Below are 23020 nucleotides of genomic sequence, written 5' to 3' on the forward strand. Positions count from 1 at the left end.
GCTCCAGCCTATGGGGCCAGAGTGAGTTCGACGATACTGGCCTTCACATCGATGGTGAGGCTGAAGTTCCGGATGAAGTCCATTCCAAGGATCGCTGCGAAGGGATGGCCGGAACCGATAAGGTCGCTGACACACAGATGGCCCCGGTGTCGAACAGGTCCGACCAAAAGGACGCCATCGATCACGTCCTGACGGCCAAGGGCGTTTACACTCAGCGAGTTTAGGCTGTGGACCACTGCATGGCCGGCCGCCCAGCCCTTGTCGACAATCACGAACTCAGCTCCGGTATCGACCAGGGCGCGGCCACGATGTTGGCGACCGCCAGGGTCGCCGAAGATCACGTCGACCACGGGCATGAACTTCTCGCCCCCTGAACCCATCGTGGTCTTCAGAAAATAGCCTGTGATCCTGACTGACTCAGGCATTCGCCCCTCCGCGCAGTGACGGGCGGACACTGCCCGATGCGCACGACGTGCGCGAATTCATTGCCCAGGAGACTATCATGACCAAAGCCCCCACGGCCGAGGAGCGCCGCACCGCGCGCCAGGCCGAACTCGCCGAACAGGCCCGCCGCGCCGCAGAACAGGCGATCGACGATGCCGACATGAACCTGCCCGTGCTCAAGGCGGCGATGAAGGACGTCGAAGCGCTGGCCAAGCTGGTCGAGAAGCTGAAGGCGCACTCCGCCGATCTGCTGCCGTCGAACAACGGCGTCGCCACCTGGCAGTTGTCCGTCGAGACGCTGGCGCAGGTCCAGGGCAATCTGCAGACCATCGGCGAGGCGCTGGTCACCCACTGCAACACCGTCCTCGACGCGCCGGCGGCCTGATCCGATGGCCCTGACGGACGCGGAATGGTCGGCGGCGGCGGCGGACATCTTTGCGCGGCAGATCGCCGGCACGATCACCCAATCGCAGGCGGCGACCGAGCTAGCGGCGGCCACGGCCAACTGGCCCACGCGCACCCTGTCTAACGCCGACCTCTCGGCGCGGATCGTCGACCTCATCGCCTCGATCAACAATCCGCTGTCCGCTGTGAAACTCAGCGCCGGGGCGCCGGGGACCAGCTTCGGCGATCCGGGCGAGCTGGCGCTCGATTACGTCAATGGCGCGATCTACGGGCCGAAGGCGACTTCGGGGACGATCTGGCCGCTGCAGACTTCGCTGAAAGGGCCGAAGGGCGACACAGGTGCGACGGGCCCGCAAGGGCCACAAGGGGTGAAGGGCGACACTGGAGCCACCGGACCGCAGGGGGCGACTGGACCTCAGGGTCCAACCGGGGCGACTGGCGCACAGGGTCTCACAGGCCAGACGGGCGCGCAGGGTGAGCAGGGGCTGACCGGCCCACAGGGACCGGACGGACCGACCGGCCCACAAGGTCCGCAGGGGGAGGAAGGCGCGACGGGACCGACCGGCGCCACAGGTCCGCAAGGCCCGCAGGGGGACACCGGTCCGCAGGGCGCGGTCGGGCCGACGGGTGCGACAGGGCCGGAGGGACCGCAGGGCGAGAAGGGCGATCGAGGCGAGGCGTTCAGCGTGGATGCTACCGGCCCTCGCGCGGATCGCGACGACCACGATGCGGAGCCCGTCAACTTCGCCTATTTTGCCTCGGACGAAGGTCTTCTTTATTTCCGCCAGGGCGCAGCCGGGGGTTGGTCCGCCGGCATAGCCTTCGGCAAGGGCGACACGGGCGACACCGGGCCACAGGGTCCGGCCGGTCCGACCGGGCCGCAGGGTCCTGCCGGCAGCCAGGGGCCGCAGGGTGAGATTGGTCCGCAGGGTCCGACCGGCGCGACGGGGGCGACTGGCGCGCAAGGTCCGGCCGGGCCAACCGGTCCGACAGGCTCGACCGGTCCGACCGGAGCCACCGGCCCTGCGGGGTCGGATGCGACGGTGACCAGAGCTTCGGGCTCTGATCTTCGCGGCCTCTTCGATGACCAGAAGGTGCTGACGCCGAAGTCGGTCGCGGATGCGGCCGCGCTGGTGACCCTCACGGACGCCGCGACCATCGCCGTCGATCTGGCGACCGGTGTGAATTTCGTCGTCACCCTGGCCGGCAACCGAACCCTTGGCGCGCCGTCAAACGCGAAGCCGGGGATCACGGGGACGATCCTGGTCAAGCAGGACGCAACCGGTTCTCGGACGCTGGCCTTCGCCTCGGCCTGGATGCCGTTCGGCTCGACGCCCAGCCTGACCACCACTGCCAACGCCGTCGATCTGCTGACCTTCATCGTGGAGACCAGCGGCAAAGTCCGGTTCAGCTTGGCCAAGGGCGGGGCGGCCTGATGCTGCATATGCCCTCCCCGACGCTGATTGTTCCTGAAATGGCGACCCCTACCGGCCAGGCGCTCTTCTCCGCGAACAGCAGCTGGGTCGTTCCGGCGGCCGTTACCCTCATCTGTGGGGTCGCGGTCGGAAATGGCGGCGGCGGGTCAGGGACCGGGGCCGGCGGCGGGGCCGCCCTCGCGTGGTCCAACGACATCGTCGTCGTTCCGGGCGAGACGCTGACCCTCTCCATGTCCACCGCTTACGAAGGCCGGGTGGGGGCGGCGATCATTCGAGCTTCGTCGGGCGAGGTGCTGCTGTTCGCTGAGCGGGGCGGGAGTACGTTCGACAGCAGCGGCGCGGCCGGCGGCTCATACATATTCGGCGCAGGCGCGACCTCCGGCGGCGGCGCTGGCGGATACGGCGGCAACGGCGCGGGCTCTGCCAACGAGGGCGGCGGCGGCGGAGCGGGCGGCTATTCAGGTCCTGGCGGCAACGGCGGGTTCAGTGGGGCTCCTACGGGTGGCGCAGGTAGTGGCGGCGGCGGTGGCGGCGGCTCCTACGGCGGGTTCGGCACGCGCGGCGGCGGCGTCGGACTGCTGGGCCAAGGCGCAAGCGGCGGGCCGGGCGAGAACGGCTCCGGCGGCGATTTCGGCGGCGGCGGCAACAGAAACATGAGTGCATCCGGGGCGGGCATCCGCCTGATCCACGGACCCGGTCGGGCCTTCCCCACTACTAACACAGGAGACCTGTGATGCCCTTTGTCCTCGACGGCCAAACCCTGCCGCCGGGCCAGCCTTTCACGACGGGCGACGTGCAGTATCCGGCAAATGTGCTGGACCTTTGGACGGCCGAGGAACTGGCCGAGATCGGCGTGGTCTGGGTCGAGCCGGAGCCGCAGCCCTTCGACCGGCTCGGCCCCGCCAAATCGGCGCTGGCCGCCTCGGACATCACGGTGCTGCGCTGCTTCGAGCAGGGCCAAACCGTTCCGCCTGAATGGGTCGCCTATCGCGAGATCCTTCGCGCGATCGTGAGCGGCGGAGACAACCCTCAACCGACCCGTCCGGACTGGCCCTGAGCCGTCCTAACTGGCCCAAGCCCGCGCCCTGCGTCGGCTGCCTTGTATCGGCTGACCATCTTGGAGGGGCGGATGATCGACCCGCGTGACTACGCCGCCTTCTGGGGCCTTTGCGGCGGGCTGTTCTACGGCGCCATCGGCCTGATCACCGCCTATTCGGCGAAGGTCGGAAACCCCGTCGCCCGCCGGAAGGCGTGGCTGGAGATGATGATCGCACCGGTGTTCGGCCCGATCTGCGCCGAAGCCGTGACGGTCGCCGTCTTGGCCGTCATGCCCGGCCTCGGCATGCCCGCCGTCGCTCTGACGACCGGGTTTCTCGCCGTGCCGTGCGGCCCTGTCCTCTTCAACCGGCTGAAGGAAGCGGTCCTCAAGCGCCTCGGAGCCAACGACCAATGACCCTGCAACACACTCTGGCCCTGTACTCGGGGCTGACGTATCTCGCCGCCGCCGGCGTCTGCATCCCGATCCTGAAGGTGCTGGGGCCGCTCTACCCGTCGCGGGTAACCGCGCCGAAATGGCTGCTCATCTGCGGTGCGGTCTACATGGCGGTGTTGGTCTTTCGGGGCGTGACCATCCTATTCCCCGGCCAGATCGTGACCCTGTCGGCGATCAGCTGGGTCTCGCCGCTAAAGGCGTCGGCGGACCTGGGCCTGATGCTGATCCTGCTGGACGCCGTGCTCCGCTGGCGGTCGCCTCCGCCGCTGATCTCGCGCCTGCTGGCCATCGCGGCACGCAACGGGGTGTCGGACAAGGGGCTGGTCCAGATGGGGTTCGAAGCCCCGGCCGTGGCGGCCGCCGATTATTCCGCCAGCGAAGATCCCCACCACGCCAATCTAGGGCCGCGCTGGATGCGTCTGACGACGTTGATCGGGGCGGTGGCGCTGATTGCGGCTATCGTCGCAACGATCGTCCTGAACAGTTCGGCGGCCACGTAGGCGCGAACCGGGTTCGCCAGTCTTCCACTCGGCGGCCCGCATTGGAGGTTCAGGAGATCTCCAACGCGAGCCGCCTCTTGGGATTCCAGAGCCGAGGCTCTGATTGGAAGACGGCACCCGCGCAGCATCACCTCAAAAATCGGCGGACGCGAGGTCGCTTTGCTAGGGCCAGATCGCGACGAGAGCGATCACAGCGGCGCCGACCATGACGCAGGCCCAGAAGATTTCCCGCTTCGAGAACATGACTACGGAAGCCCGACCGGCTTCCGTAGTTGCGTTAAAACGCCGACAGGTCAGGGACCGTCAGCCCGCGATGGAAGTCCAGAGCACGGCGGCCGCCCAGGCGATGCCGACGACGACCAGAGCGACGATCACGACGCGAGGCCGGTGCGACGACGCTGAAGGTACAGAGCCGCACCGCCCGCGAGCACCGTGCCAAACAGGATCATAGCCCATTCGGACATGGTCGGGACGGCTGCAGCTGCCGTGATCAATGTCGGACCCGTACCGCTCGTCAGAGCGCCGTTTCGGAATGTCCAGGTTGAGCGGTACGCTGCCGCGCCGGCCGGGAACTGCGCAACCCCGGCGCGGCCCGCGTTCGCGTTGTCGATAATGAACTGCCCGCCCGCATTGGATGCTCGATTTAAGCCCTGGGTGTTGACCTCAACGTCGAAATCGCCTGCGGCCAAATCGGATCGATCAATCAGAACGAACTGAACGCTCGACCGCCTCCCGTCGACACCGCAGCAAAGACCAACGTTGGCGTACGTGGCAATGAAAGCGGGTCTGCCGCCCAACGTCGAAGTTCCGTAGTTGGCCTGCCCCGTCTCCGATCTGGCCTCGAGATCGTCGAAAAACGGCACGATCGTATCGGTATTGTCGGCTTTGAGCAGTGTTGCATTCTGGGTGATCAGACCGTTCGTATATGACGCCTCCGCTCCAACCTTTATGGCGAACGGCAGGGTGACAGCCATGGTGTTGTCATCACCCAAAGGCAGCGGAGTAGTTACGGTTGGAAGAGGCCGGAATGATTGGGCCGTGGCGCCCGTCGCGATGAGAGAGGTCGCCAAAGCGACAACGGTGTACAGCTTCATGCAATAGTCCCCGGAATGAGACCAGGGTTCTGGCAGTAACCGGCGCGCCCAGCAAGCGTCTCTTTTAACAATACTTTTTCCAACGGGCTGGTTTTGGTGGTCTAAGCCCAAGGTTGTCAGAGCAGCGGCCACACCGTCAGCCCGACCATCGCCGCCACGGCCACGATCATCAGAGCGATCCAGAACCATTCCTCGCGGTCGCGGCGTCGGCTCATGCCATCGTCCGGCTGATCAGTTGGTCGGTCAGGTCTAGGTGCGCTTCCAGCGCGGCGATCGCGTCGTTGCGCGCACGTTCTGCCGCTGCGCGATCGCCAGCCATCAGGTGCGCCCCGAACTCGGTGATCTTCGCCGACATCAGTTGTTCGGCGCCCATGGCGCGCCGCTCCAGCATCCCGTCGTCCATCCGTCGTCCCGTGACCTGACCAGCCCCGCGACACCTTAGCCATAAGCGCACGCCGTGCGCATCCCCTGACAATGGAGAGAGACCATGACCACCACGCCAGCGGCGGGGTTCGATCCCGCGCGCTTCTTCGCCGGGGTGCGCAGGCGCTTCGGCCGCCTGTCCCAAGGACAGGTCGAAGGCTTCAACACCCTGCTGACCGCGCTCTCGGACTGGCCCGTCAGCTGGGTCGCCTATGCTTTGGCGACGACCTGGCACGAGACGGCGATGACGATGCAGCCGGTGAAGGAAAATGGCGGCCTCGCCTACTTCCGGCGCATGTACGACATCGATGGCGACCGGCCGGCCAAGGCGCGCGAGCTAGGCAACCTGACGCCGGGCGACGGGGCCAAGTATGCGGGACGCGGCTACGTCCAACTGACCGGGCGGACGAACTACGCCCGCTATGGCCTCGCCGATCGGCCGGACGACGCGATGAAGCCGGACGTGGCGGCGTCGATCCTGAAGGACGGGATGGCGCACGGCCGGTTCACCGGCAAGGCGCTGAAGGACTATCTGCCCGGTGACTATGTGAAAGCCCGTCGGATCATCAACGGGACCGACAAGGCCACCGAGATCGCCGGACACGCCGTCGGCTTCGAGGCCGCGCTCCGGGAGGCAGGGCGGTGAACGTCCGTCCCGTCCTGCTGCTGATCGCAGGCCTCGGCGTCATGCTGCTCCTGCTGCTCGCCTACTGCACGGTCACCGGCCCCTCGCGCCAAGCCGCTCGCCAGTCCCGCGATAACGCCACCATGGCCCAGACCCGCACCGAATCCGCTCTTGAGGCCATCACCGAGATCGGTCGCCTCGATGATCGCGGCCAAGCCACCTCCACCCAAGTCCAAGAGGCCCAGAATGCGATACGCCAAGCTCCTCCTGCTGACCGCGACCGTGTCGCTCGCTTTCAGCTCTGCCGCCTGCAGCACCGTGCCGATTGCGACCGGCTGCTCGGAACTGGCCCGGTCGGTCCTGACGCGGTCAACCCCGCACGCTGAGATCGGCGACAGCGGAGACCCGACGCTGGACTGGCAGCTGTACGGGGCGGCTGAGACCGGCCAGCTGAACAAGGCCAACGACGACAAGGCGACGGGCTTCGCGATTATCAACGCATGCGAGGTCAGGGATGCGGAGGTGACCGCGAGGCTCGCCCGGCCGTGGTATCGACGGCTTTTGCCGGGCTAGCGCATCGCTCAGACCACCTCTCTTCGCGTCGAGCCTCGGCTTCGCCATCACAGTCCGCCGGTCCTTCGGGGCTAGCGGACTTTCGTCGGTTTGCGACACAGGTCGTCTGCACCTTGTGCGTCGCTTTCTACGTGTTATCCCATCGTCGTCTTGAAGGGGGATTCCATGAAACGCATTGCAGCTGTTGTCGTCGGCGGATGCCTAACTTTCTTGAGCAGCGGGGCGTTGGCGCAGACTGCCGACCTCGCCGTGACGGTGACCGACAGTCCTGACCCTGTGACGGCAGGAACGAACCTTGCTTATTCAATCACGCTGATCAACAACGGTCCCAACCCTGCTACGACGGTGCAGATCTCTGACAATCTGCCGGCAGGTACAACTTTTCAGTCTATTTCTGCGCCGGGCTTGTGGAACTGCACCGTCCCGGCAGTTGGAACCGGCGGCACCGTTGCCTGTACAAGCGCCTCGCTGGCCTCAGGATCCCAAGCGGCATTCACTCTAACAGTTCAGGTCAGCAACTCACTCGCGAACGGCACCGTTATCTCCAACACGGTCATGGGTTCAGCGGCCGAATTGGACGGAAACCCGGGTAACGAAATAGCCACAACGACGACCACGGTGTTCGCTCCGCCGCCCCCAGCCCCCGTTCCTACACTGACCGAGTGGGCCATGATCCTGTTCGGCACGATGCTCGCCGGCGGCGCAGCGGTCTATCTCCAGCGCCGGCGCCAGCTCATCTAGATTAGCGCGGTCTGCCATCAGAGCCCCGTCGTCCCCTCACCAGGGCGGCGGGGCTTTTGTCGTTCCAGCGACACAGGAACGGCGCCACCTTGCCCGCATTGATCCATCGGAGCCGGCCTATGAGGAAGGTGGCCCGGCGTATGCGCCTCCCCATCCTCTGATTGTTGAAACCGGGGACCCCCGTTGGCCTAACACTGGTGGGGGTCTTCGTTCGTTAGGCAGTCAAAATTTCCAACATCCCGTCAGGCAAGGGCCGCTGGAGCGCCTTCGCCTCATCCCACGGCGCCCGCATCCAGACGTCGCGCTCCTCTTCGGTCAGCAGGATCACGGGCATGGCCTTGCGGTGATAGGTCATCACAGGCTCGGCGCTGTCGGTCGTCAGGAAGGCGAACAGGTCGCAGGTTTCGGGACCGGTCTTCACCTTGCGCACGCAGGTCCAGGACAGGGCGTGAACTCCAGCGAAGAAGGCCAGCGGCTGATCCTGTGTCAGAGCGAACCAGATGGGTTTCTTGGTGCCCTGATAGTCCTGGTCCGGTTCGCTGAAGGCGTTGAACGGTACCAGGCAGCGATTGGCCGGGGAGAGCCACGGCTTCCAGTGCGGCGATGCGACGTTGCGGACGTTCGTGGTGCCCTTGTCCGGCTCCAACTCCAGATATCGTCTGAAGCCTTCGTCATCGACGACTGTGCCCTTGGCGCGGATTTTCTCGACGCGCTTTACCGTGGCGTCGAACAGTGCCTTTTTCGACGACGGCATCCCCCAGCGTGCTGTCGTCAGGATGCGCTCGCCACCTTCGTTCAGCCGGACGATCGGCGCGGCGTAGTCCGGGTAGATGTCGCGGGGCTCGAGGTTGCCGACGTCCGAGACCATCGCCCGCGTCATGGCGAGAATGTCGCCGGGGCCGGACTTCGCGCGGTACAGGTTGCACATGGGCTGACGCTGGCCCGGACGTCAGTCCTTGTCCAGCCTAACCCTTCAGCCCTGACGAAGGCCCTCATCCTCGTGAGACTGCTCGTTCGGGAGCTTATCTTCCATCGGTTGCTGGTGCTTGGGCTTGCCGATCGTTGCGCCGTCACCAGTGCCGGGCCCTCCGGCCGAAGGAGGCAGATGAGGCTGGCGCGGGTCCACGCCGGGATCGGTCACATCCACTTGGCCGATCCCCCGATTGGCTTCCCCGGCATCGCCTAGAATTTTCGTCATCAGTCGCTCGTTGATCGGGATCGGGAAAAGATCAAAACGTCCTGGCGCCGTACCTCGACACCGCGGCGGCTGGGCATCGCCATCAGCTCCCTGACCCCACGAATGATTGCCAGGGCGTCGTTACTATAATCGGCTCTCTCGATGGCGGGGGCCATCGACTGCCCGTACTGAAAGCGGAACTCGTATTGCATCACAGTAGGCTAAAGGGTCGAGAGCGATGTCGTTCCTATGTCGGTGCGCCGACCCCCGGCCGACTTCTATCCTTTGACGTCGTTCATCGGACGGGCCCTGATTTGGAGGGTGGTAACGGTTAGTCACGGGGCTCATCGGGCGGCCGCAGCGGCGGCCGAGCTTCATTCTCCATGCTGGAGGTGATCACTCGAGTGGCGAACCAGCCCATCGCCACGAGAGCAATGATGGCGATAACGTAGTGCCAGCGCAGGACCCGTTTCATGCGCAAAAGCCTGCCACGATGAGCCGGTCCAAAATTAGCCCGTCAGGGTCCTCCGGCGATCGCCCCGATAACAGCCATCGCTAGCGCTTCCATGTCGACACGACCACTGACCTGCAAAGCGTCCGGGAGTTCGGAGACGGTGAGCTCCCCGGGAGCCGCTTCGGCCTGGCGACGAAACTCGGAGCGCATGGCCTCTGCCACCTGGGCTTCGGCGTCCATCAGCGACTACCATTCAGGTCCGCCTCGACGTCAGCCGCACGGTTGCCAACCCGCGCGACAGCTTCCCGTAATCCATCCTCGGTCACACCGAACTTCTTTGCCCAGTCTCGGACCTCGTAGTCTTCAGAAAGGCTGATCAGCTCGCGGTCTCGGCCGCCGGATTTGGATTTGTCGTCGCTCATTGGGTGGCCCTCCGCTGACCAGTTGTTGATCCGCCCTTTCGGCCAGCTTCACGCGCGAGCTCAGAGTTCTGCGAAAAACTACGCTTCTCGGAAGGTACTGCGGCCCCGCCCTTACGTGCGATCTCGCGCTGACGTTCGGGGTTCATCGAGCCAAACCCTCTTTGTGGGATACGGTTAGAACCGGTGTCGGGATTGTCCATGGCATCCTCCACTTTCACTGAGTGGCGAATCCCGAAGCGCCGACGTCAGTTCCTGTGTCGGGTCGCCGACGCCAGCTGGTATGTCGGCAATCCGATTGACTGAACTCTGCCGTTTCTGGGACGTTCAGTTCTATCGCGAGCTGGACAGGGCGTTCGCGACTGGAAGAGATCGGTAGCGTACGCCGCAAACTCCCGCCCGCCTGCGAGGAGAGCGACATGGCTTCTGGAAACTATCTCATCGACGGTTTGGATACGGCGACGAGCGACGCTCTGCGCGCGATCCTCAAACCGTGCCGCATCACAGCCGGCGAAGTTCTGATCGACCAAGGGGAGCGGATCGAAACGATTCACTTCCCGACGACCGCCTACCTCGTCAATCGCATCAGCAACGGGCGGGGTCAGACCCTACAGGTCACCTTCGTCGGCAGAGAGGGCGTCTCGGGTTTGGCGCCGTTCCTGGCGGACGCACCGTGCAGTTGGTCAGTGGTCGGACAAGGCGATGGCGACGGCTTCTCTGGTTCGGCGCAGGCCGTACGCCAGCTCGCTCAGGAGATGCCCTCGCTCCTGCACAGACTGCTGCAACTCAGCCACTTTTATCAGGCTGAGGCGCATCAGTTGGCGCTGGCGGCGACGTATGAGTCTATCACCGCTCGTCTCGCATCCTGGCTGCTTACCGCCTTCGACGCAGCCGGGCGGAATGAGATCAAGGTCACCCAAGATGAGATCGCTCATCATCTGGGCGTACAGCGTACCAGCGTCGTCAGTTCCTACTCGGAACTGTTCAGGATGGGTGCGGTCAAATTGATGAGAGGTCGCGTTACCCTTACGAACGAAGGCTCACTTCGTCGTGCGTCCTGCGGAAGCTATGAGCTGATCCAGTCCATGGGAAGGGATCTCGGAGTCCTGCCGCGCGAGGATGAGCAAGCGGCCTAACGCGACTTTTCACCGACCTTGGACGGTAAGCCGCCAAATCTCTTGGCCGACCCCGTTGGTCACCACCACGGAGAAGGGGCCGCCTTTTACCACATAGGCGGAGTGCTCACGCAGTGTCTCAAAGATCACCGCCACAGCCGACCGCCTTGCGGCCTCATCGTCGGCAAGTTCCTCGCCGTCGGGGTCAGGACGGTTTTCGCCGTCCAAGACATTGAAGAAGTACCGGGGCACCAGCCGCTCTCCCAATCTGAAGCCCCATCCACCAACACCATATCGTCTAGCCAGTTCCTAAGTCGTTTTGCGGACGGTGTTTTTCCTCATTACCGAGCTAATACTCAGGATTCAGACCGACGGTGAGCCAGAGTTAATCCGAGTTTACGGAACCGTACAAAAGCCGGAGCGCTTAGGTTCACAGGGCGGAACAAAAACCATGGCCGATACTGTCTGCGTCTTCGTCGTCGATGACGACCCTCTTATTGCCATGACAATCGAACATGCGTTGGAGGACGGCGGCTTCGAGGCACGCTCGGGGAACTCGGCTGCCGATGCGACCATCCTATTCGAGCAGCATGGAGACGCGTGCCGAGCTCTGATCACAGATGTGAACCTCGGTCCCGGACCCAAGGGCTGGGACGTCGCCCGCGAGGCCCACGCTCGATTGCCGGACTTGCCAGTTGTCTACGTGACCGGCGATAGCGCCCACGAGTGGACAGCTCAGGGCGTACCCAACAGCATCCTGGTCACCAAGCCGTTTGTCGGCGCACAGATCGTCACGGCAGTGACTACGCTCCTAAACGGCGGTTGAGCTGCGCCTAGTGAAGCGATGGCGCCCGCTGAAGCTCCTCCACAAGCTGGTCCGATATCCGCCTGCCCGACAAGTGTTCCAGCTCGTCTCGACTATAACCCTCCCGCGCGAGAGCCTGCGCAATCTCCCGCTTGGAGCGGCAGCGGCCTGACTGGGCGAGCTCGAACGCCCGGGCGACGACGTGAGCAGGCTTGATCGTATGACTGATGCTCATACGTAGACAAAACGTGGTCTTAAATGGCCTCGTTCCTGTGCTCGCTACGCGACATTGAAACTAGTTAGCGCATTTGCCTTCCTTGCCCGATAAGCGATTCAAATGAATCACTTAATCGACGGATCGAATCACTTCGCGCGGGGTTCGACTCGTCGCCATGCCCCGCAGAAAGCAGGACCTGGAGCGGACGCCGAGGATGCCGGCGAGCTTCCAACCGTTGTCGCATCCGACGCTCGAGGCGAAGCCGCCGGCAGGGCGCGGGTGGATTCACGAGATCAAGTTCGACGGCTGGCGGGTGCAGCTGAACGTCTCGGGCGGGGTGGCGACCTGGTGGAGCCGGAACGGCAACGACCTGACCGAACGACTACCTCGGCCATCGGCTGATGCGGCCGGGCTGGAAGACTGCATCCTCGACGGCGAGCTGTGCGCGGTCGACGCAGACGGGAACCCAAACTTCTCCCTGCTGAAAGGCTCGATGAACGCGCGGGGCAGCGGCAAACTGGTCTACTTCGCCTTCGACATCCTGTGGCGCGGGGAGAGCGACCTTCGGCCTTACGCCCTCTCGACGCGGAAGAAGGCGCTCTCCGCCGTGCTGGAGGGCGGGACCGAGGCGGCCCGCAAACGCATCCATTACGTCGACCATTTCGAGGGCATCTCCTCGGCCGATCTGATCAAGGCCGCCTGCAATATGCGGCTGGAGGGGATCGTCTCCAAACAGCTGGGCGAAAACTACCGCGCCGGTCGGACGTCGGTCTGGATCAAGTCGAAGTGCCGGCCGGGCCAAGAGGTGGTAGTGGGCGGCTGGAAGTCCGGTTCGGACGGCCGGTTCAAGAGCCTGCTGACCGGTGTCTATGAGCGGGGTGAGCTGCGCTATGCGGGGTCATTGAAGAACGGCTTCCGCGATCGGGACGTGTCGGACCTGCGGCCCCGACTGAAGGCGCTGTCGCGCGCGCGCACGCCGTTCGCCGGCGAACAGCCCAAGGCGACGGGCGGTGATCGTCTGCACTTTGTCGAGCCCGAGTTGGTCGCCCAGGCAGAGATCGCCGAATGGACCGGCAGCGGGCGACTGCGTCAGGCGAGCTTCAAGGGCCTGCGCGAGGACAAGGCGCCGACGGATGTCCGTCGTGAAGGTTGAGCCCGCCATCATCGGCCGGCGGGTGCTGGGGCTGGTCGGCCAAGGATTGCCGGACCATCAGATCCGCTGTCCGGATTGTCGGCAGGTCATCCACATGCGGGATCTGGCGGCGGTGCTGTCGCACGAGCGGCGGCACATAGCGGACGTCGCCAACGTCCGCTGAGGGTGGGAAGCGGACTGCAAACGGCCCCGCCATCGCCAGCGGAGCCGTTTAATTCAGGATTAAGTCGTCAGGCGATGAGGCGGCGACGCTGGATGTAGAGGGCCGCGCCACCGGCCAGGACTGTGCCGAACAGGATCATCGCCCACTCCGTCATTGTCGGGACGGGGACAGGGTTTAGCTCCTCGTAAACTTGGAAGGGCGCGTCGCAGCAGGACCAGCCTCCGCCTTGATTGGTGAAGCCGGAAAGCGCCGTACCGCCAGCATAGTCGTTGGTGAAGGTGATGGCGGTATTGCCAGCGCCAAACACGACCGAATAGGTCTGGCCTGCGATCACCGGGAAGGGCGTGGTCAGGTTGATCGTGGTGAAGCCCGTGTTGTTATCAACAGACTGGGTCAGCGTGACGGCCTGCTGGTAAACGGGGGTGCCCACCATGCCATTCACGCCGCTGCCGTTCGAGCCGTTGTAGATGTACATGGTCGTATTGACGTTGGACCGGGACCTGAAATCGATCCTCGTGATCCGCCCGGTCAGCGTCGCAGTGAAAGACTGACCGACGCCTGGGCCAGGGAGCCCGGTCGCCCCGTTGGGCTGGCTGATAGTCTGCGCGTTGGCGAAGCCGGGCACAGCGGCGATCGCACACAAGGCGAGAAGAAGCGCGGCAAAGCGCGCCGAAAGCTTATTGAACAAGGCGTCCCCCAAAATCAAAGCAGGGACGAAGGTCCGTGCGCTCTTTGTCCGCCGGATTTCGCGAAGATGGTCAACTGACGAAGCGTGACAGGCGAACACCGGGGGCGGACCTATGAACGCCAGATGACCTAGGAACGGCAGGCCGGGCACCCCGTTAACCCTGGGGCGCCGGCCATGGAGCGGTGGCCCGGCATGATGCGCCGCTCCGTCCTCTGAGATGTTGAAACCGGGGACCCCCGTCGGCCTGACAATGGCGGGGGTCTTCGCACTCAGCCATGAAGGACGCGGGCCAGCTGCAGGCCCGCCACGACAAAGCCGACTACGATCACGGCGCTCAAGACCCAGCCCCGGAGCCGATGGAGGACTGTCAGGACCTCGGCCAGCATCAAGGCAACGCCTTGGCGGTCATCACATATTCCATGATGGCTCCCCGGGGCCGCAGGATGAAGTGGACCCGGCCGATGCAGCCGATCCGGCGACAAGCGGTCTCCGCGCCCCACAGCGAGTAGTCCGGCCCCATCACTTGGGCGATCCGTCGCACGTCCGCTTCGATTCGGAGGTCGCACACCGGACATTCGGCGATGACCGGCCAGCGGTTGCGCAGGATCTGATCCACGGTCTGAGAGGCCTCGCGCCAGTCCGCCTCGCGGTAGCGGTCGAGGTTCTTACGACCCATGGGGAAGGATGCCGGCGGCGGCGAGGTCGGGCCCCGCCGGGCAGTCTCTCAGCACATCGAGATACCCGAAAACATCCTGACCAATCTCAGCGAGCCAAGTGTTCAGACGACGACACCATTGCAGGCGCGCGTCGTTCTCCAACTCCTTGCCGAAGCCGTCTGCGTTCGGATCGTTGGCGGTCCGGACCAGCAGTCGTCGGCCGCCGCATCCGCTGCACCGCAGGGCGGACACGAAGCGGCCGATGCTCCCTCTGAGGTGCTGGGTGAACTTGACCGTTATCCGGCGCCCGGAAATCTGTCCCTCACGGCCGCAGGACAGGCAGCGGATCGCAAGCTGATTGGCGCGGTGCGGAAGATCGATCAGCGGCCCCTCGCCCTCGCCGCGACCCGTCATCCGGGGGAATTCATCGTCGGGCAGATCCGGGAAGGGATCGTGCAGCATGGTCAGGCCCCGGCGTAATCGAGCGCGTCGAGGCCGGCGAGCGGCTCTAGCCCAAGGCGTCGGCGCTGCTGACGAGCGTGCTCCCGGTCGATCGATCCCGGCCGCATGCGATCCAGCTGGCGCAGAAGCTCATGATGGCTGGCCAACCCATCGGGGCCCGGGCTGAGGTTCGCGACCAGGTTAGCGATCATGGCCTTGTGTTCTGCGAACGGCGGGAGCGGGGTGTCGTCGTTCATCGTTATCATCCAGTCGGTCGGGATGCGAAGGGGATCACCTGCCCCGACCTGCCCATGCAGAAGTCAGCCCAGGCGATCATGAGGGCCCGGCGCTTCTCCAGCGCGTCGCTCCGACGGTAGGCCCGCTCCACGGCGTTGCCGACCTGGTGGGCAAGCGCTTCTTCGATCAGCTCGCGCGGGTAGCCGGTACAGTCCCCAGCCCAGTCTCGGAAAGCCGAGCGGAAGCCGTGCGGCGTGGCGTTCTGGATGCCGTTGACCTTCAAAACTTTGCCGATGGTGGCGTCGCTGAGCTGACCGTTCATCCCGGGAAACAGGTAGGACTGCTGACCAATCGCCGGGACCGCAGCGATGGCGGCGAGGGCATCGTCGGTTAGAGGCACGCGGTGCTCTTTTCCGGCCTTCATGCGGGAGGCAGGCACCACCCATAGACCACCATGAATCTCGCCTGGGGCTGCGCCGCGAACCTCACCGGAGCGAGCGGCAGTGAGGATGAGGAAGCGAAGGGCGGCGGCGGAAACGCTCTGCCGGGTAGCGAGCAGCTTCATAAGATCAGGCACCTCGCCATAGGGCAGCGCGGCATGGTGGCTTTTCGCCCGCTTTGCTCCAGTGAGCAGGCTGGATAGATGACCGCGCCAGCGAGCCGGGTTTTCCCCTTCCCGCAATCCACGCACCTTCGCGGCATCGAGCACGCGCTCCAACCTAGAGCGAACCCGTCCGGCGGTTTCAGGCAGCGCGGTCCAGATCGGCCGAAGCGCATTCAGCACCATTTCGGTATCGACCTCGGCCACGTCAGAGGACCAGATGGCCGGACAGTGCTGGGAAAGCGAGGCTTCCCATTGAGGGCGGGACTTCTTCGACTTCCAGCCCTTCTCGAGGTCGTCCATGAGGGCCGATGCGACCGCTGAGAACTTGCGATCGGCTGGGGCCAGGGAGTTTGCTTTCCGTGCCGTGATCGGATCGAGCCCGTCCTTGATCTGGCGCCGGGCTGCCTCGGCCGCGTCCCGCGCATCGGCGAGCTTCACCTTCTCGATGCTGCCCAAGCCCATTTCACGGCGCCGGCCGCCGTGGTGATAGATCAGAACCCATCGCCGCGCCCCTGTCTGGTCGATGCGCAGATAGAGACCTTGGCCGTCGGCATGCATGCCGGGCTCGCGCAGGGCTTTCACGCCCAGGGTCGTCAGTCTGTTGATCGCTCGTGCCACTCGGGCCTCCGTGAACGGAAAGAGAACATAGGGCAACGTCAGGATCGGTCGCCACCCTAAGTCCGCCCTAACTTCCGCCCTAAGACCAAGTGTCGGCTATCGGCGGAGGTCCATGGAGGTAAGCGGACTGAAACGCCCGCCAGCAATGGCCCGAGCGATTTGGCTGTGGATGCCCAAAGAGGCCCGTGGAGGTAGGTCGCACGGACTCCGTCTCCGCCAGACCTTTCGCAGGGTGTCGTTTCAACACAGCAAAGGTTCAGCCGCCGAAATCCTCGTGGACGACGGGCCGGCGACGAAGCTTTGCAGATGTGCCGGCCGACGGGGCCCGCGTCTTCGGTGACGGCTGGCCGACTGAGGCCTGGACGTCCGATGGCGGACCGCCTTTCCCATGCAAAGGCGGCAGGAACAGCCCCCGGGCCCGACGGGTCAGGCCGCCAGCCGCGACAGGACCTCGTTCGTAATGCTGTCGGGCGAGGACGGTCGCGGCGCCACGACGCCGCCGGCTTTCCGCTCAAGGCCACAGCCGCCGCCGCTGGCAGCGCGACCTCTGTCGTGCCGAAGCCGGTATCGCCGCACACCAGCCTGTCAATCGCCTTTCCGCTCTCCAAGGTCGCCCAGCACGTCATTGATCGCGGACGCCTGATCGACGGATTCGGGGGAGGGAAACCGGCTGACGAAGGCGGCTTAGGCCTCGCGCCGGGGTACGATCGGGTCGGTCTGGACGGCGGCTCTGGCCAGCGCCATCTTCACCAGTCGCGCAGCCTCTCCGACCTTCACCTCGAACAGAGCGCTATTTACGTCTCTAGGCGGCAGGCGCTGCATGTTCGCCTCAGGCGAGAGCACCAGCACCTGGCGCCTGTCATCGCCCGAGGCCAATCGAGCGAGCACCGGCAAACGCCGCCCCTGGCTCTCCCGAGAGGGCGAAGCGTGATCGTAGGGCAGACAGTCCCAAGACGGGAGGACGAGCACCTCCCTCGGCGGCGAAGGGCCATCAACCGGAAGAGCGGCGCCGGCCGGGTCCGAACCCGATGGGAATGTCATGCCCTGAACTCGCGAGAACAAATCACGCTGGGCCGCCGCCCGGCTCGGCCTGCTTGCGATGCATCTCCGCCAGCGCCGTCTGCGGCATGACGGCGGCCGAGGCGGCCTGTAGCTTGTTCATCAGGCCTGCGACCACATCACCGTCGCCGCGCTTCATGGCGGCGTAGCCGATTTCGGCGACCTTGCCTGCGTCCATCTTCTTGCCCTGTCCGACGACGGTGTCGTCCATTCCGGCGCGGGAGAAGAACTCCGTGTCCGTGGGTCCCGGCATCAGGACCGTCACGCTCACGCCAGTGTCTTTCAATTCGTTGCGCAGGGCGAAGGAGAAGCTGTCCACGTAGGCCTTCGACGCATTGTAGACGGCCTGGAACGTGCCCGGCATCAGCCCCGCGATGGAGCCGGTCAGCAGAATCTGGCCCTTGCCTCGCGCCCGCATGTCCCGGCCCACGAGATGCAAGAGCCGCGTCGTGCCGGTGATGTTGGTGTTGATGACATGCAGAATGTCGTCGAAGCTCTGATCCAGGAAGGCCTGGCCCAGGCCGTGCCCAGCGTTGGCCGCCAAAACGTCCACGGGCCGTCCCGCGACGAGGTCGTACAGCGACCGAACCCCGGCATCGGTCGACAGGTCCGCCTGTAGGATCTCGACCTTCGCCCCGAGGCTTTCAAAGGCCTGTCCGGCTTCCGCGAGCGATGTGTCCGCCGCGACGACGAGGTCGAATCCATCGGCCGCCAAAAGCTTGGCCAGCTCGTAACCGATGCCGCTTGAGGCTCCGGTCACCAGGGCCAGAGGGCGCAGGGTGTCAGCAGGGGTCATCGTGGGATCGCTCATGTTTCAGCTCCTTGAGATGGGCTGAGAATGCCACTCCCGGCCCGATGTTCCGGCGGAACAACAAGGGTGTGAGCGTCTTCTGCAAGTAACGGCCCTGAGGAGCTAACCCTATGTCTGATAACCGACTTTCGACAGATGCAGACGTTGCATCGCCTGCTTTCGTGAACAAGAACAACGTGGAAGGAGACTACGATTCTTCAAGCATCCGGGCTGCGATGATCAACCGTCCCCGCGAGGAACTGTACGCCTATTGGCGCGACTTCTCGAACCTTCCGACCTTCATGGAGAACGTCAAAGCCGTGGTCGATCTGGGCGCCGGCCGTACAGAGTGGACCATCGCCGGCCCGGGCGGCGCCGATGTCCAACTGACGTCGGAAATCACCGAAGACATTCCCGGCGAGAAGATCGCCTGGACGTCCAGCGACGGATCCGATGTCGATCACGAGGGCTGGATCGAGTTCAAGGACAACGCCTTCGGTCGCGGCACCGAGACGAGAATCTTCATCAGCTACGATCCGCCGGCGGGTGCGGTCGGCAAGGTCGTCGCCAAGGTGCTTCAGCGCGAGCCCCGCGTGCAGGCCCGGCGCGAGCTGCGACGCTTCAAACAGCTCATGGAAACGGGAGAAATCTCAACCTCCAAGGCGCCTGACGCCGCGCCTCGCGGCGACCGCCATTTCTGACCCCGGCTCCGGCCTCCCCCTTATCTGAAGACGAGACCCCCATGCGCGCATTGACCTGGCACGGCAAACACAACGTTCAGGTGGACACGGTCCCCGACCCCCAGATCGTCAACCCCAGAGACGCGATCATCAAGATCACCGCGACCGCCATCTGCGGCTCTGATCTGCACCTCTACGACAGCATGATCCCCGGCATGTCGAACGGCGACATCCTGGGTCACGAGTTCATGGGCGTCGTCGAGGAGGTCGGACCCGCGAACACGACGCTGAAGCGCGGCGACAGGGTCGTGGTCCCCTTCGTCATCGCCTGCGGAAAATGCTTCTTCTGCGATCACAAGATGCCGGCGGCCTGTGACAACTCGAACCCGGCCGAGAAGGCCGATGCGTCCGAGATCGCCTATGGCTATTCCATGCCGGGGGCCTTTGGTTATTCGCACCTGACGGGCGGCTACGCCGGCGGCCAGGCCGAATACGCCCGGGTCCCCTACTCCGACTATGGCCCGATCAAGATCCCCGACGGAATCGAGGACGAGCGGGTGCTGTTCCTCTCCGACATCTTCCCGACCGGCTGGATGGCGGCCGAGAACTGCCAGATCCAGCCCGGGGACACCGTCGCCATCTGGGGGTGCGGACCCGTCGGCCTGTTCGCGATCAAGAGCGCCATCCTCCAGGGCGCCGGCCGGGTCATCGCCATCGACCATCATCCGCGCCGCCTTGAACTGGCGAAACAGAACGGGGCCGAGGTCCTGAACTACCATGAGGTCAAGGTGCGCGAGGCCCTGATGGAGATGACGGCCGGCATCGGCCCAGACAGCTGCATCGACGCCGTCGGCATGGAGGCCCACGGCTTCTCGCCCGACAACATCGTGGATGCCATCAAGCAGGAGACCAAGATCCTGGGCACGGATCGTCCCCACGTCCTGCGGGAGACGATCATGGCGGTGCGCAAGGGCGGCACGGTTTCGGTCCCCGGCGTGTACGGCGGCTTCGCCGACAAATGGCCGATCGGCGCCTTCATGGAGAAGGGGCTGACGCTCAAGACCGGCCAGACGCACGTTCAGAACTATCTGCCGGATCTGCTGCAGCTGATCCTGGACGGCAAGATCGACACGACCGATTTGATCTCGCACCGGCTGCCGCTCGAACAGGCCGCCGACGGCTACAAGAACTTCAAGGAAAACCAGAACGAATGGACCAAGGTGGTCCTGCTTCCTCACTGACCCCGCTGACGCGGCGTCGTTCTGACGAGGCCGCGTCATTCTCAAACCGGAGACTGACATGAGCGACACGAACCCCAATCCCGCGACACCCAACGATGATCCCAAGGACGCCAACGGCTCGGGCGTTCTGCGGCCCGACCAGGGCGGCACGACCCAGCCGGGCCAAAAGCCGGAAGGTCCGGCAAGTGGCGGCGAGGGCGCAGCCGGCGCCGGCGGCCCCGACGGCTTCGGGACCGGCAAGTGATGCGGTTCTTCAAGGTCGTTCTGGCCCACGAAGGTCAGACCCGCGAGGTGCGTGTCCCGTCCCTGACGGGTGTGCAGGCGGGCGACGCCGCCGCCTCCCTTGCCCGGCCCGGCGAAGCCATTCAGTCCATCGAGGAGGTCGAGGACGACGGCCTCCAGCAGGTCGACGGACCGCCACCCAAGTCGCAGGCGGCTGAGCTGGCTTCCGTCACACCCGGTGCGGCGGCAGCTCCCGCGCCTCCGGAAACACGCTGAAGGCGTTGCCGAGGGCGGCGTTGTCGATGTCGTCTGCCCCGCCGTCACGACGCGCGCGGCGTGGCCCTCCTTCGCGACGCAATGGGCGCCTTTAACTCGATCCAGACCGGGGCATGGTCGCTCGTCTTGTCCCAGCCGCGAACATGGCGATCCACCCCGCCGCTCTTGAGCCGTTTCTTGAGTGACGGGCTGAGCAGAATGTGATCGATCCGCAGGCCGGCATCGCGAACGAAGGCGTTCCGGAAGTAGTCCCAGAAGGTGTAGATGCGCGCCGTCGGGTGCAGGGTTCGGATCCCGTCGGTCCAGCCCTGCGCCACCAGCCCAGAAAACGCATCGCGCACCTCGGGCCGAAACAGGGCGTCGTCCAACCACCGCTCGGGCTTGTAGACATCCAACTCGGTCGGCATCACGTTGAAGTCGCCGATGAGAACCACCGGCGCACCGGTCGCGAGTAGACTGGCCGCATGGGCGGTCAGGGCCTCGAACCACCGCATCTTGTAGTCGAACTTGGGTCCGGGCGTCGGATTGCCGTTGGGCAGGTAGAGGCAGCCGATCAGCACGCCGTTGACGGCCGCCTCGATGTAGCGGCTCTGGCTCGGGTCCGGGTCGTGGGGCAAACCGCGCCGCGTCCCATGGATGTCGCGGCCCCGCGCGAGGATGGCCACGCCGTTCCAGCTTTTCTGACCGTGCCAGTAGGCCGTGTACCCCGCCGCTTCGAGAGCAGCCTTGGGAAACTTCTCCTGCGGCGCCTTCAGCTCCTGCAGGCAGACGATGTCGGGCTGCGTCTCCTCCAGCCACCGCAGAAGGACGGCGAGGCGACCATTCACGCCGTTCACGTTGTAGGTCGCGATTCTCACCTCACGGCCGTGTCCAGCCCGTCGCCGCCAGATCGACGGGAGACGACCCGATCGCTCGGGGCAGGCTCACACTAGCGGTCTTGCGACTATGGCCGGGCACGAAGTCGAGCGTTACCGAGGCGGTCTCGCCGTTCATCGCAGTCGCTTCGACCTCCACGGCCGCCGCTGTCCGGTCGCCCGTGTTTCTGACCGCGATATCGAGAACGATGCGGTCGCCGACCGCGCTGCGCCCCGCCTCAGTCACTTCGAACGTCGGAGGCGTCGCTGGACCAAGCGCGCCATGAAGCACGACCCCGAGCGCCCCGAACAGCAGCGCGGCCCCCAGCCCGGCCATGACAATCTGCAGGAGGCGTTCGTTTCGGGACAGCGTCGGACCGCTGGCCTTGGAGGTTTTTCGCGCCATCAGACCACCAGCCGGGCAAGCGCCGCCCCGAGCGCGGCCGGGAAGGCGAGCACCACCACCGCCGCGATCATCTCGCCCGCCGACAGCCCGTCGAACCGGCCGAAGGACCACAGCACATAGGCGCTGACGATCATGGCGATCGCATAGCCAGGCAAGGTGAAGTCGAAGAAGGCCTGCCGGGCGTTCTCGTGCGCCTCCTGACCCGCAAAGCCGAGGCGGAAGACGACCAGATGCAGGGTCAGCAGGGTGGCGATGATCAGAAGAGCCGAATGCCAGGGCGTCATCAGGAAGCCGATCAGGATCATCTCCTCGGTCGGAGCCACGTTGAACGCGAGAAACAGAGCGCCCGCCGTCATCAGGAACAACTCGCCGCGATAGGTCGCTGACGCCTCGTTATCCCCTGAGCCTTCGCCGCCCTGTCCTGCAAACTGCTTCCTGGCGAGGACCGCCCCCATGGCGGCCGGGACGCCCTGCAAGGCCACCATGCCGACGTTGGCTTCGAAAGGCTTGTGTGGACCGATCAGACCGAAGACGGCCATCGCGACGGCCGAGATCACAAAGCCGACCGCGAGTGCGGCGAAAGCGTCCATCATATCGTCCCGCCGGCTCTTCGTTCTACGGAAGCCCGCGTAGTAGGTCAGACCGTAGATCAGCGGCAAACCCAGGCAGAGGAAAAGCGCCAGACGCCAGGCCGGCATGTAGAAGCCCAGTTGCCACATCTCCATCGTCATCAGGAGCGGGAACCCGAACAGCAGCGCTCCGCCACAGGCGCGGCCAAGCCCCGAGGCGTAGGATTCCGACGTCACCGTCACGCTGAAAGCTCATCACGGCCTCTGCGCCGCAGTGCGATATCTGCGAAGACAGCCCCTGGAAAAAAATGAGATCCACTCGACCGATCCGCCGAGGCCCGGATCTGGCCGGGCACGATCGTGACGCTCGCTTCGCTGCACGCCGACTTGCGCACTGGTGGAGTGTCGTCGGGGCTATGGCCCATCGTATCGCCCCCGTTCTT

The 23020-nt window shown here is 65.0% G+C and carries 36 protein-coding genes; 17 read left to right on the forward strand and 19 right to left on the reverse strand.

Going from position 1 to position 23020, the window contains the following annotated elements; translation table 11 throughout:
- Positions 1-8: 8 nt before the first annotated feature.
- Positions 9-425, reverse strand: a complete 417-nt coding sequence (locus O5O43_RS08825; RefSeq protein ID WP_271083517.1) for a hypothetical protein — start codon at positions 423-425, stop codon at positions 9-11.
- 77 nt (positions 426-502) lie between these two features.
- Between O5O43_RS08825 and O5O43_RS08830 the strand changes: the two genes are divergently transcribed.
- The 6 genes from O5O43_RS08830 (at position 503) to O5O43_RS08855 (ending at position 4277) form a co-directional block, all read left to right on the forward strand.
- On the forward strand, positions 503-829 hold the full coding sequence (locus O5O43_RS08830; RefSeq protein ID WP_271083518.1) for a hypothetical protein: 327 nt from the start codon (positions 503-505) through the stop codon (positions 827-829).
- Positions 830-833: 4 nt separating this feature from the next.
- Positions 834-2285 carry a hypothetical protein gene (locus O5O43_RS08835; RefSeq protein WP_271083519.1) on the forward strand — a complete coding sequence of 484 codons (1452 nt, stop codon included), beginning with the start codon at positions 834-836 and terminating at the stop codon, positions 2283-2285.
- Between the two features lie 38 nt (positions 2286-2323).
- Entirely contained in the window at positions 2324-3019 is a 696-nt protein-coding gene (locus O5O43_RS08840) for a hypothetical protein (RefSeq protein WP_271083520.1), read from the forward strand.
- Positions 3019-3342 carry a hypothetical protein gene (locus tag O5O43_RS08845; RefSeq protein ID WP_271083521.1) on the forward strand — a complete coding sequence of 108 codons (324 nt, stop codon included), beginning with the start codon at positions 3019-3021 and terminating at the stop codon, positions 3340-3342. Before O5O43_RS08840 ends, O5O43_RS08845 begins: the two co-directional genes overlap by 1 nt.
- 72 nt (positions 3343-3414) lie before the next feature.
- Complete coding sequence (locus O5O43_RS08850) at positions 3415-3738, forward strand: hypothetical protein (RefSeq protein WP_271083522.1); 324 nt, start codon at positions 3415-3417, stop codon at positions 3736-3738.
- Positions 3735-4277, forward strand: a complete 543-nt coding sequence (locus O5O43_RS08855; protein ID WP_271083523.1) for a hypothetical protein — start codon at positions 3735-3737, stop codon at positions 4275-4277. The genes O5O43_RS08850 and O5O43_RS08855 overlap by 4 nt, the downstream gene beginning before the upstream one ends.
- A gap of 371 nt (positions 4278-4648) precedes the next feature.
- Here the strand turns inward: O5O43_RS08855 and O5O43_RS08860 are convergent, their stop codons facing one another.
- Positions 4649-5371, reverse strand: coding sequence for an IPTL-CTERM sorting domain-containing protein (locus tag O5O43_RS08860; RefSeq protein WP_271083524.1), 723 nt, complete (start codon positions 5369-5371; stop codon positions 4649-4651).
- A gap of 211 nt (positions 5372-5582) precedes the next feature.
- A complete protein-coding gene (locus O5O43_RS08865; protein WP_271083525.1) occupies positions 5583-5774 on the reverse strand; it encodes a hypothetical protein in 192 nt (63 codons plus the stop codon).
- A gap of 84 nt (positions 5775-5858) precedes the next feature.
- Here O5O43_RS08865 and O5O43_RS08870 point away from each other — a divergent pair, with 84 nt between their 5' ends.
- From O5O43_RS08870 to O5O43_RS08880, 3 genes are all read left to right on the forward strand, one after another.
- On the forward strand, positions 5859-6440 hold the full coding sequence (locus tag O5O43_RS08870) for a hypothetical protein (RefSeq protein ID WP_271083526.1): 582 nt from the start codon (positions 5859-5861) through the stop codon (positions 6438-6440).
- A 225-nt stretch (positions 6441-6665) separates the two neighbouring features.
- Entirely contained in the window at positions 6666-6992 is a 327-nt protein-coding gene (locus tag O5O43_RS08875; RefSeq protein ID WP_271083527.1) for a hypothetical protein, read from the forward strand.
- A 165-nt stretch (positions 6993-7157) separates the two neighbouring features.
- Positions 7158-7733: a DUF11 domain-containing protein gene (locus O5O43_RS08880; protein ID WP_271083528.1), complete on the forward strand. Its 576-nt coding sequence runs from the start codon at positions 7158-7160 to the stop codon at positions 7731-7733.
- A gap of 214 nt (positions 7734-7947) precedes the next feature.
- On the opposite strand, the gene O5O43_RS08885 is transcribed toward O5O43_RS08880, so the two are convergent.
- The 5 genes from O5O43_RS08885 to O5O43_RS08905 all read right to left on the reverse strand — a co-directional run bounded on the left by O5O43_RS08885 (position 7948) and on the right by O5O43_RS08905 (position 9986).
- Entirely contained in the window at positions 7948-8661 is a 714-nt protein-coding gene (locus tag O5O43_RS08885) for an SOS response-associated peptidase family protein (RefSeq protein ID WP_271083529.1), read from the reverse strand.
- Positions 8662-8706: 45 nt separating this feature from the next.
- Positions 8707-8931 (reverse strand): hypothetical protein, encoded by a 225-nt coding sequence (locus O5O43_RS08890; protein ID WP_271083530.1) that lies wholly within the window; start codon positions 8929-8931, stop codon positions 8707-8709.
- 496 nt (positions 8932-9427) lie between these two features.
- Complete coding sequence (locus O5O43_RS08895) at positions 9428-9604, reverse strand: hypothetical protein (RefSeq protein ID WP_271083531.1); 177 nt, start codon at positions 9602-9604, stop codon at positions 9428-9430.
- Positions 9604-9786, reverse strand: coding sequence for a DUF3606 domain-containing protein (locus O5O43_RS08900; protein WP_271083532.1), 183 nt, complete (start codon positions 9784-9786; stop codon positions 9604-9606). Before O5O43_RS08900 ends, O5O43_RS08895 begins: the two co-directional genes overlap by 1 nt.
- Positions 9783-9986: a KGG domain-containing protein gene (locus O5O43_RS08905; RefSeq protein ID WP_271083533.1), complete on the reverse strand. Its 204-nt coding sequence runs from the start codon at positions 9984-9986 to the stop codon at positions 9783-9785. Before O5O43_RS08905 ends, O5O43_RS08900 begins: the two co-directional genes overlap by 4 nt.
- Before the next feature lie 216 nt (positions 9987-10202).
- On the opposite strand from O5O43_RS08905, the gene O5O43_RS08910 reads away from it, so the two are divergent.
- Positions 10203-10919, forward strand: coding sequence for a Crp/Fnr family transcriptional regulator (locus O5O43_RS08910; RefSeq protein ID WP_271083534.1), 717 nt, complete (start codon positions 10203-10205; stop codon positions 10917-10919).
- Positions 10920-10928: 9 nt separating this feature from the next.
- Here O5O43_RS08910 and O5O43_RS08915 read toward each other — a convergent pair whose 3' ends face one another.
- Entirely contained in the window at positions 10929-11150 is a 222-nt protein-coding gene (locus O5O43_RS08915; protein ID WP_271083535.1) for a hypothetical protein, read from the reverse strand.
- 199 nt (positions 11151-11349) lie between these two features.
- On the opposite strand from O5O43_RS08915, the gene O5O43_RS08920 reads away from it, so the two are divergent.
- The 3 genes from O5O43_RS08920 (at position 11350) to O5O43_RS08930 (ending at position 13236) form a co-directional block, all read left to right on the forward strand.
- Positions 11350-11724, forward strand: coding sequence for a response regulator (locus tag O5O43_RS08920; RefSeq protein ID WP_271083536.1), 375 nt, complete (start codon positions 11350-11352; stop codon positions 11722-11724).
- Positions 11725-12095: 371 nt separating this feature from the next.
- On the forward strand, positions 12096-13073 hold the full coding sequence (ligD, locus tag O5O43_RS08925; protein ID WP_271083537.1) for a non-homologous end-joining DNA ligase: 978 nt from the start codon (positions 12096-12098) through the stop codon (positions 13071-13073).
- Positions 13063-13236 (forward strand): hypothetical protein, encoded by a 174-nt coding sequence (locus tag O5O43_RS08930; protein WP_271083538.1) that lies wholly within the window; start codon positions 13063-13065, stop codon positions 13234-13236. The genes ligD and O5O43_RS08930 overlap by 11 nt, the downstream gene beginning before the upstream one ends.
- Positions 13237-13303: 67 nt before the next feature.
- Here the strand turns inward: O5O43_RS08930 and O5O43_RS08935 are convergent, their stop codons facing one another.
- From O5O43_RS08935 to O5O43_RS08965, 7 genes are all read right to left on the reverse strand, one after another.
- Complete coding sequence (locus O5O43_RS08935) at positions 13304-13924, reverse strand: hypothetical protein (protein ID WP_271083539.1); 621 nt, start codon at positions 13922-13924, stop codon at positions 13304-13306.
- Positions 13925-14309: 385 nt separating this feature from the next.
- Entirely contained in the window at positions 14310-14600 is a 291-nt protein-coding gene (locus O5O43_RS08940) for a hypothetical protein (protein WP_271083540.1), read from the reverse strand.
- On the reverse strand, positions 14590-15042 hold the full coding sequence (locus O5O43_RS08945) for a hypothetical protein (RefSeq protein ID WP_271083541.1): 453 nt from the start codon (positions 15040-15042) through the stop codon (positions 14590-14592). The genes O5O43_RS08940 and O5O43_RS08945 overlap by 11 nt, the downstream gene beginning before the upstream one ends.
- A 2-nt stretch (positions 15043-15044) precedes the next feature.
- Positions 15045-15278, reverse strand: a complete 234-nt coding sequence (locus O5O43_RS08950) for a hypothetical protein (protein ID WP_271083542.1) — start codon at positions 15276-15278, stop codon at positions 15045-15047.
- A 5-nt stretch (positions 15279-15283) separates the two neighbouring features.
- Positions 15284-16480, reverse strand: coding sequence for a site-specific integrase (locus tag O5O43_RS08955; RefSeq protein WP_271083543.1), 1197 nt, complete (start codon positions 16478-16480; stop codon positions 15284-15286).
- Positions 16481-17164: 684 nt separating this feature from the next.
- Positions 17165-17368: a hypothetical protein gene (locus O5O43_RS08960; protein WP_271083544.1), complete on the reverse strand. Its 204-nt coding sequence runs from the start codon at positions 17366-17368 to the stop codon at positions 17165-17167.
- Between the two features lie 175 nt (positions 17369-17543).
- Complete coding sequence (locus tag O5O43_RS08965) at positions 17544-18350, reverse strand: SDR family NAD(P)-dependent oxidoreductase (RefSeq protein ID WP_271083545.1); 807 nt, start codon at positions 18348-18350, stop codon at positions 17544-17546.
- A 215-nt stretch (positions 18351-18565) separates the two neighbouring features.
- On the opposite strand from O5O43_RS08965, the gene O5O43_RS08970 reads away from it, so the two are divergent.
- The 4 genes from O5O43_RS08970 to O5O43_RS08985 are packed head-to-tail and all read left to right on the forward strand — an operon-like array spanning position 18566 to position 20748.
- Entirely contained in the window at positions 18566-19030 is a 465-nt protein-coding gene (locus tag O5O43_RS08970; RefSeq protein WP_271083546.1) for an SRPBCC family protein, read from the forward strand.
- A 41-nt stretch (positions 19031-19071) separates the two neighbouring features.
- The gene (locus O5O43_RS08975) at positions 19072-20250 is read left to right on the forward strand and encodes a zinc-dependent alcohol dehydrogenase (protein ID WP_271083547.1); all 1179 of its coding nucleotides are present in this window, start codon (positions 19072-19074) and stop codon (positions 20248-20250) included.
- A 58-nt stretch (positions 20251-20308) separates the two neighbouring features.
- A complete protein-coding gene (locus tag O5O43_RS08980) occupies positions 20309-20494 on the forward strand; it encodes a hypothetical protein (RefSeq protein WP_271083548.1) in 186 nt (61 codons plus the stop codon).
- Positions 20494-20748 carry a hypothetical protein gene (locus tag O5O43_RS08985; protein ID WP_271083549.1) on the forward strand — a complete coding sequence of 85 codons (255 nt, stop codon included), beginning with the start codon at positions 20494-20496 and terminating at the stop codon, positions 20746-20748. The genes O5O43_RS08980 and O5O43_RS08985 overlap by 1 nt, the downstream gene beginning before the upstream one ends.
- Before the next feature lie 44 nt (positions 20749-20792).
- On the opposite strand, the gene xth is transcribed toward O5O43_RS08985, so the two are convergent.
- Genes xth through O5O43_RS09000 form a run of 3 tightly spaced genes read right to left on the reverse strand, consistent with a single transcriptional unit; the run spans position 20793 to position 22820 of the window.
- The gene (xth, locus tag O5O43_RS08990) at positions 20793-21605 is read right to left on the reverse strand and encodes an exodeoxyribonuclease III (protein WP_271083550.1); all 813 of its coding nucleotides are present in this window, start codon (positions 21603-21605) and stop codon (positions 20793-20795) included.
- Between the two features lies 1 nt (position 21606).
- On the reverse strand, positions 21607-22008 hold the full coding sequence (locus O5O43_RS08995; protein ID WP_271083551.1) for a hypothetical protein: 402 nt from the start codon (positions 22006-22008) through the stop codon (positions 21607-21609).
- Complete coding sequence (locus O5O43_RS09000; RefSeq protein ID WP_271083552.1) at positions 22008-22820, reverse strand: TIGR02587 family membrane protein; 813 nt, start codon at positions 22818-22820, stop codon at positions 22008-22010. Before O5O43_RS09000 ends, O5O43_RS08995 begins: the two co-directional genes overlap by 1 nt.
- Positions 22821-23020: the final 200 nt, after the last annotated feature.

Origin of the sequence: Brevundimonas sp. NIBR11 (assembly GCF_027912535.1) — a bacterium.
Taxonomy (GTDB): Bacteria; Pseudomonadota; Alphaproteobacteria; order Caulobacterales; family Caulobacteraceae; genus Brevundimonas.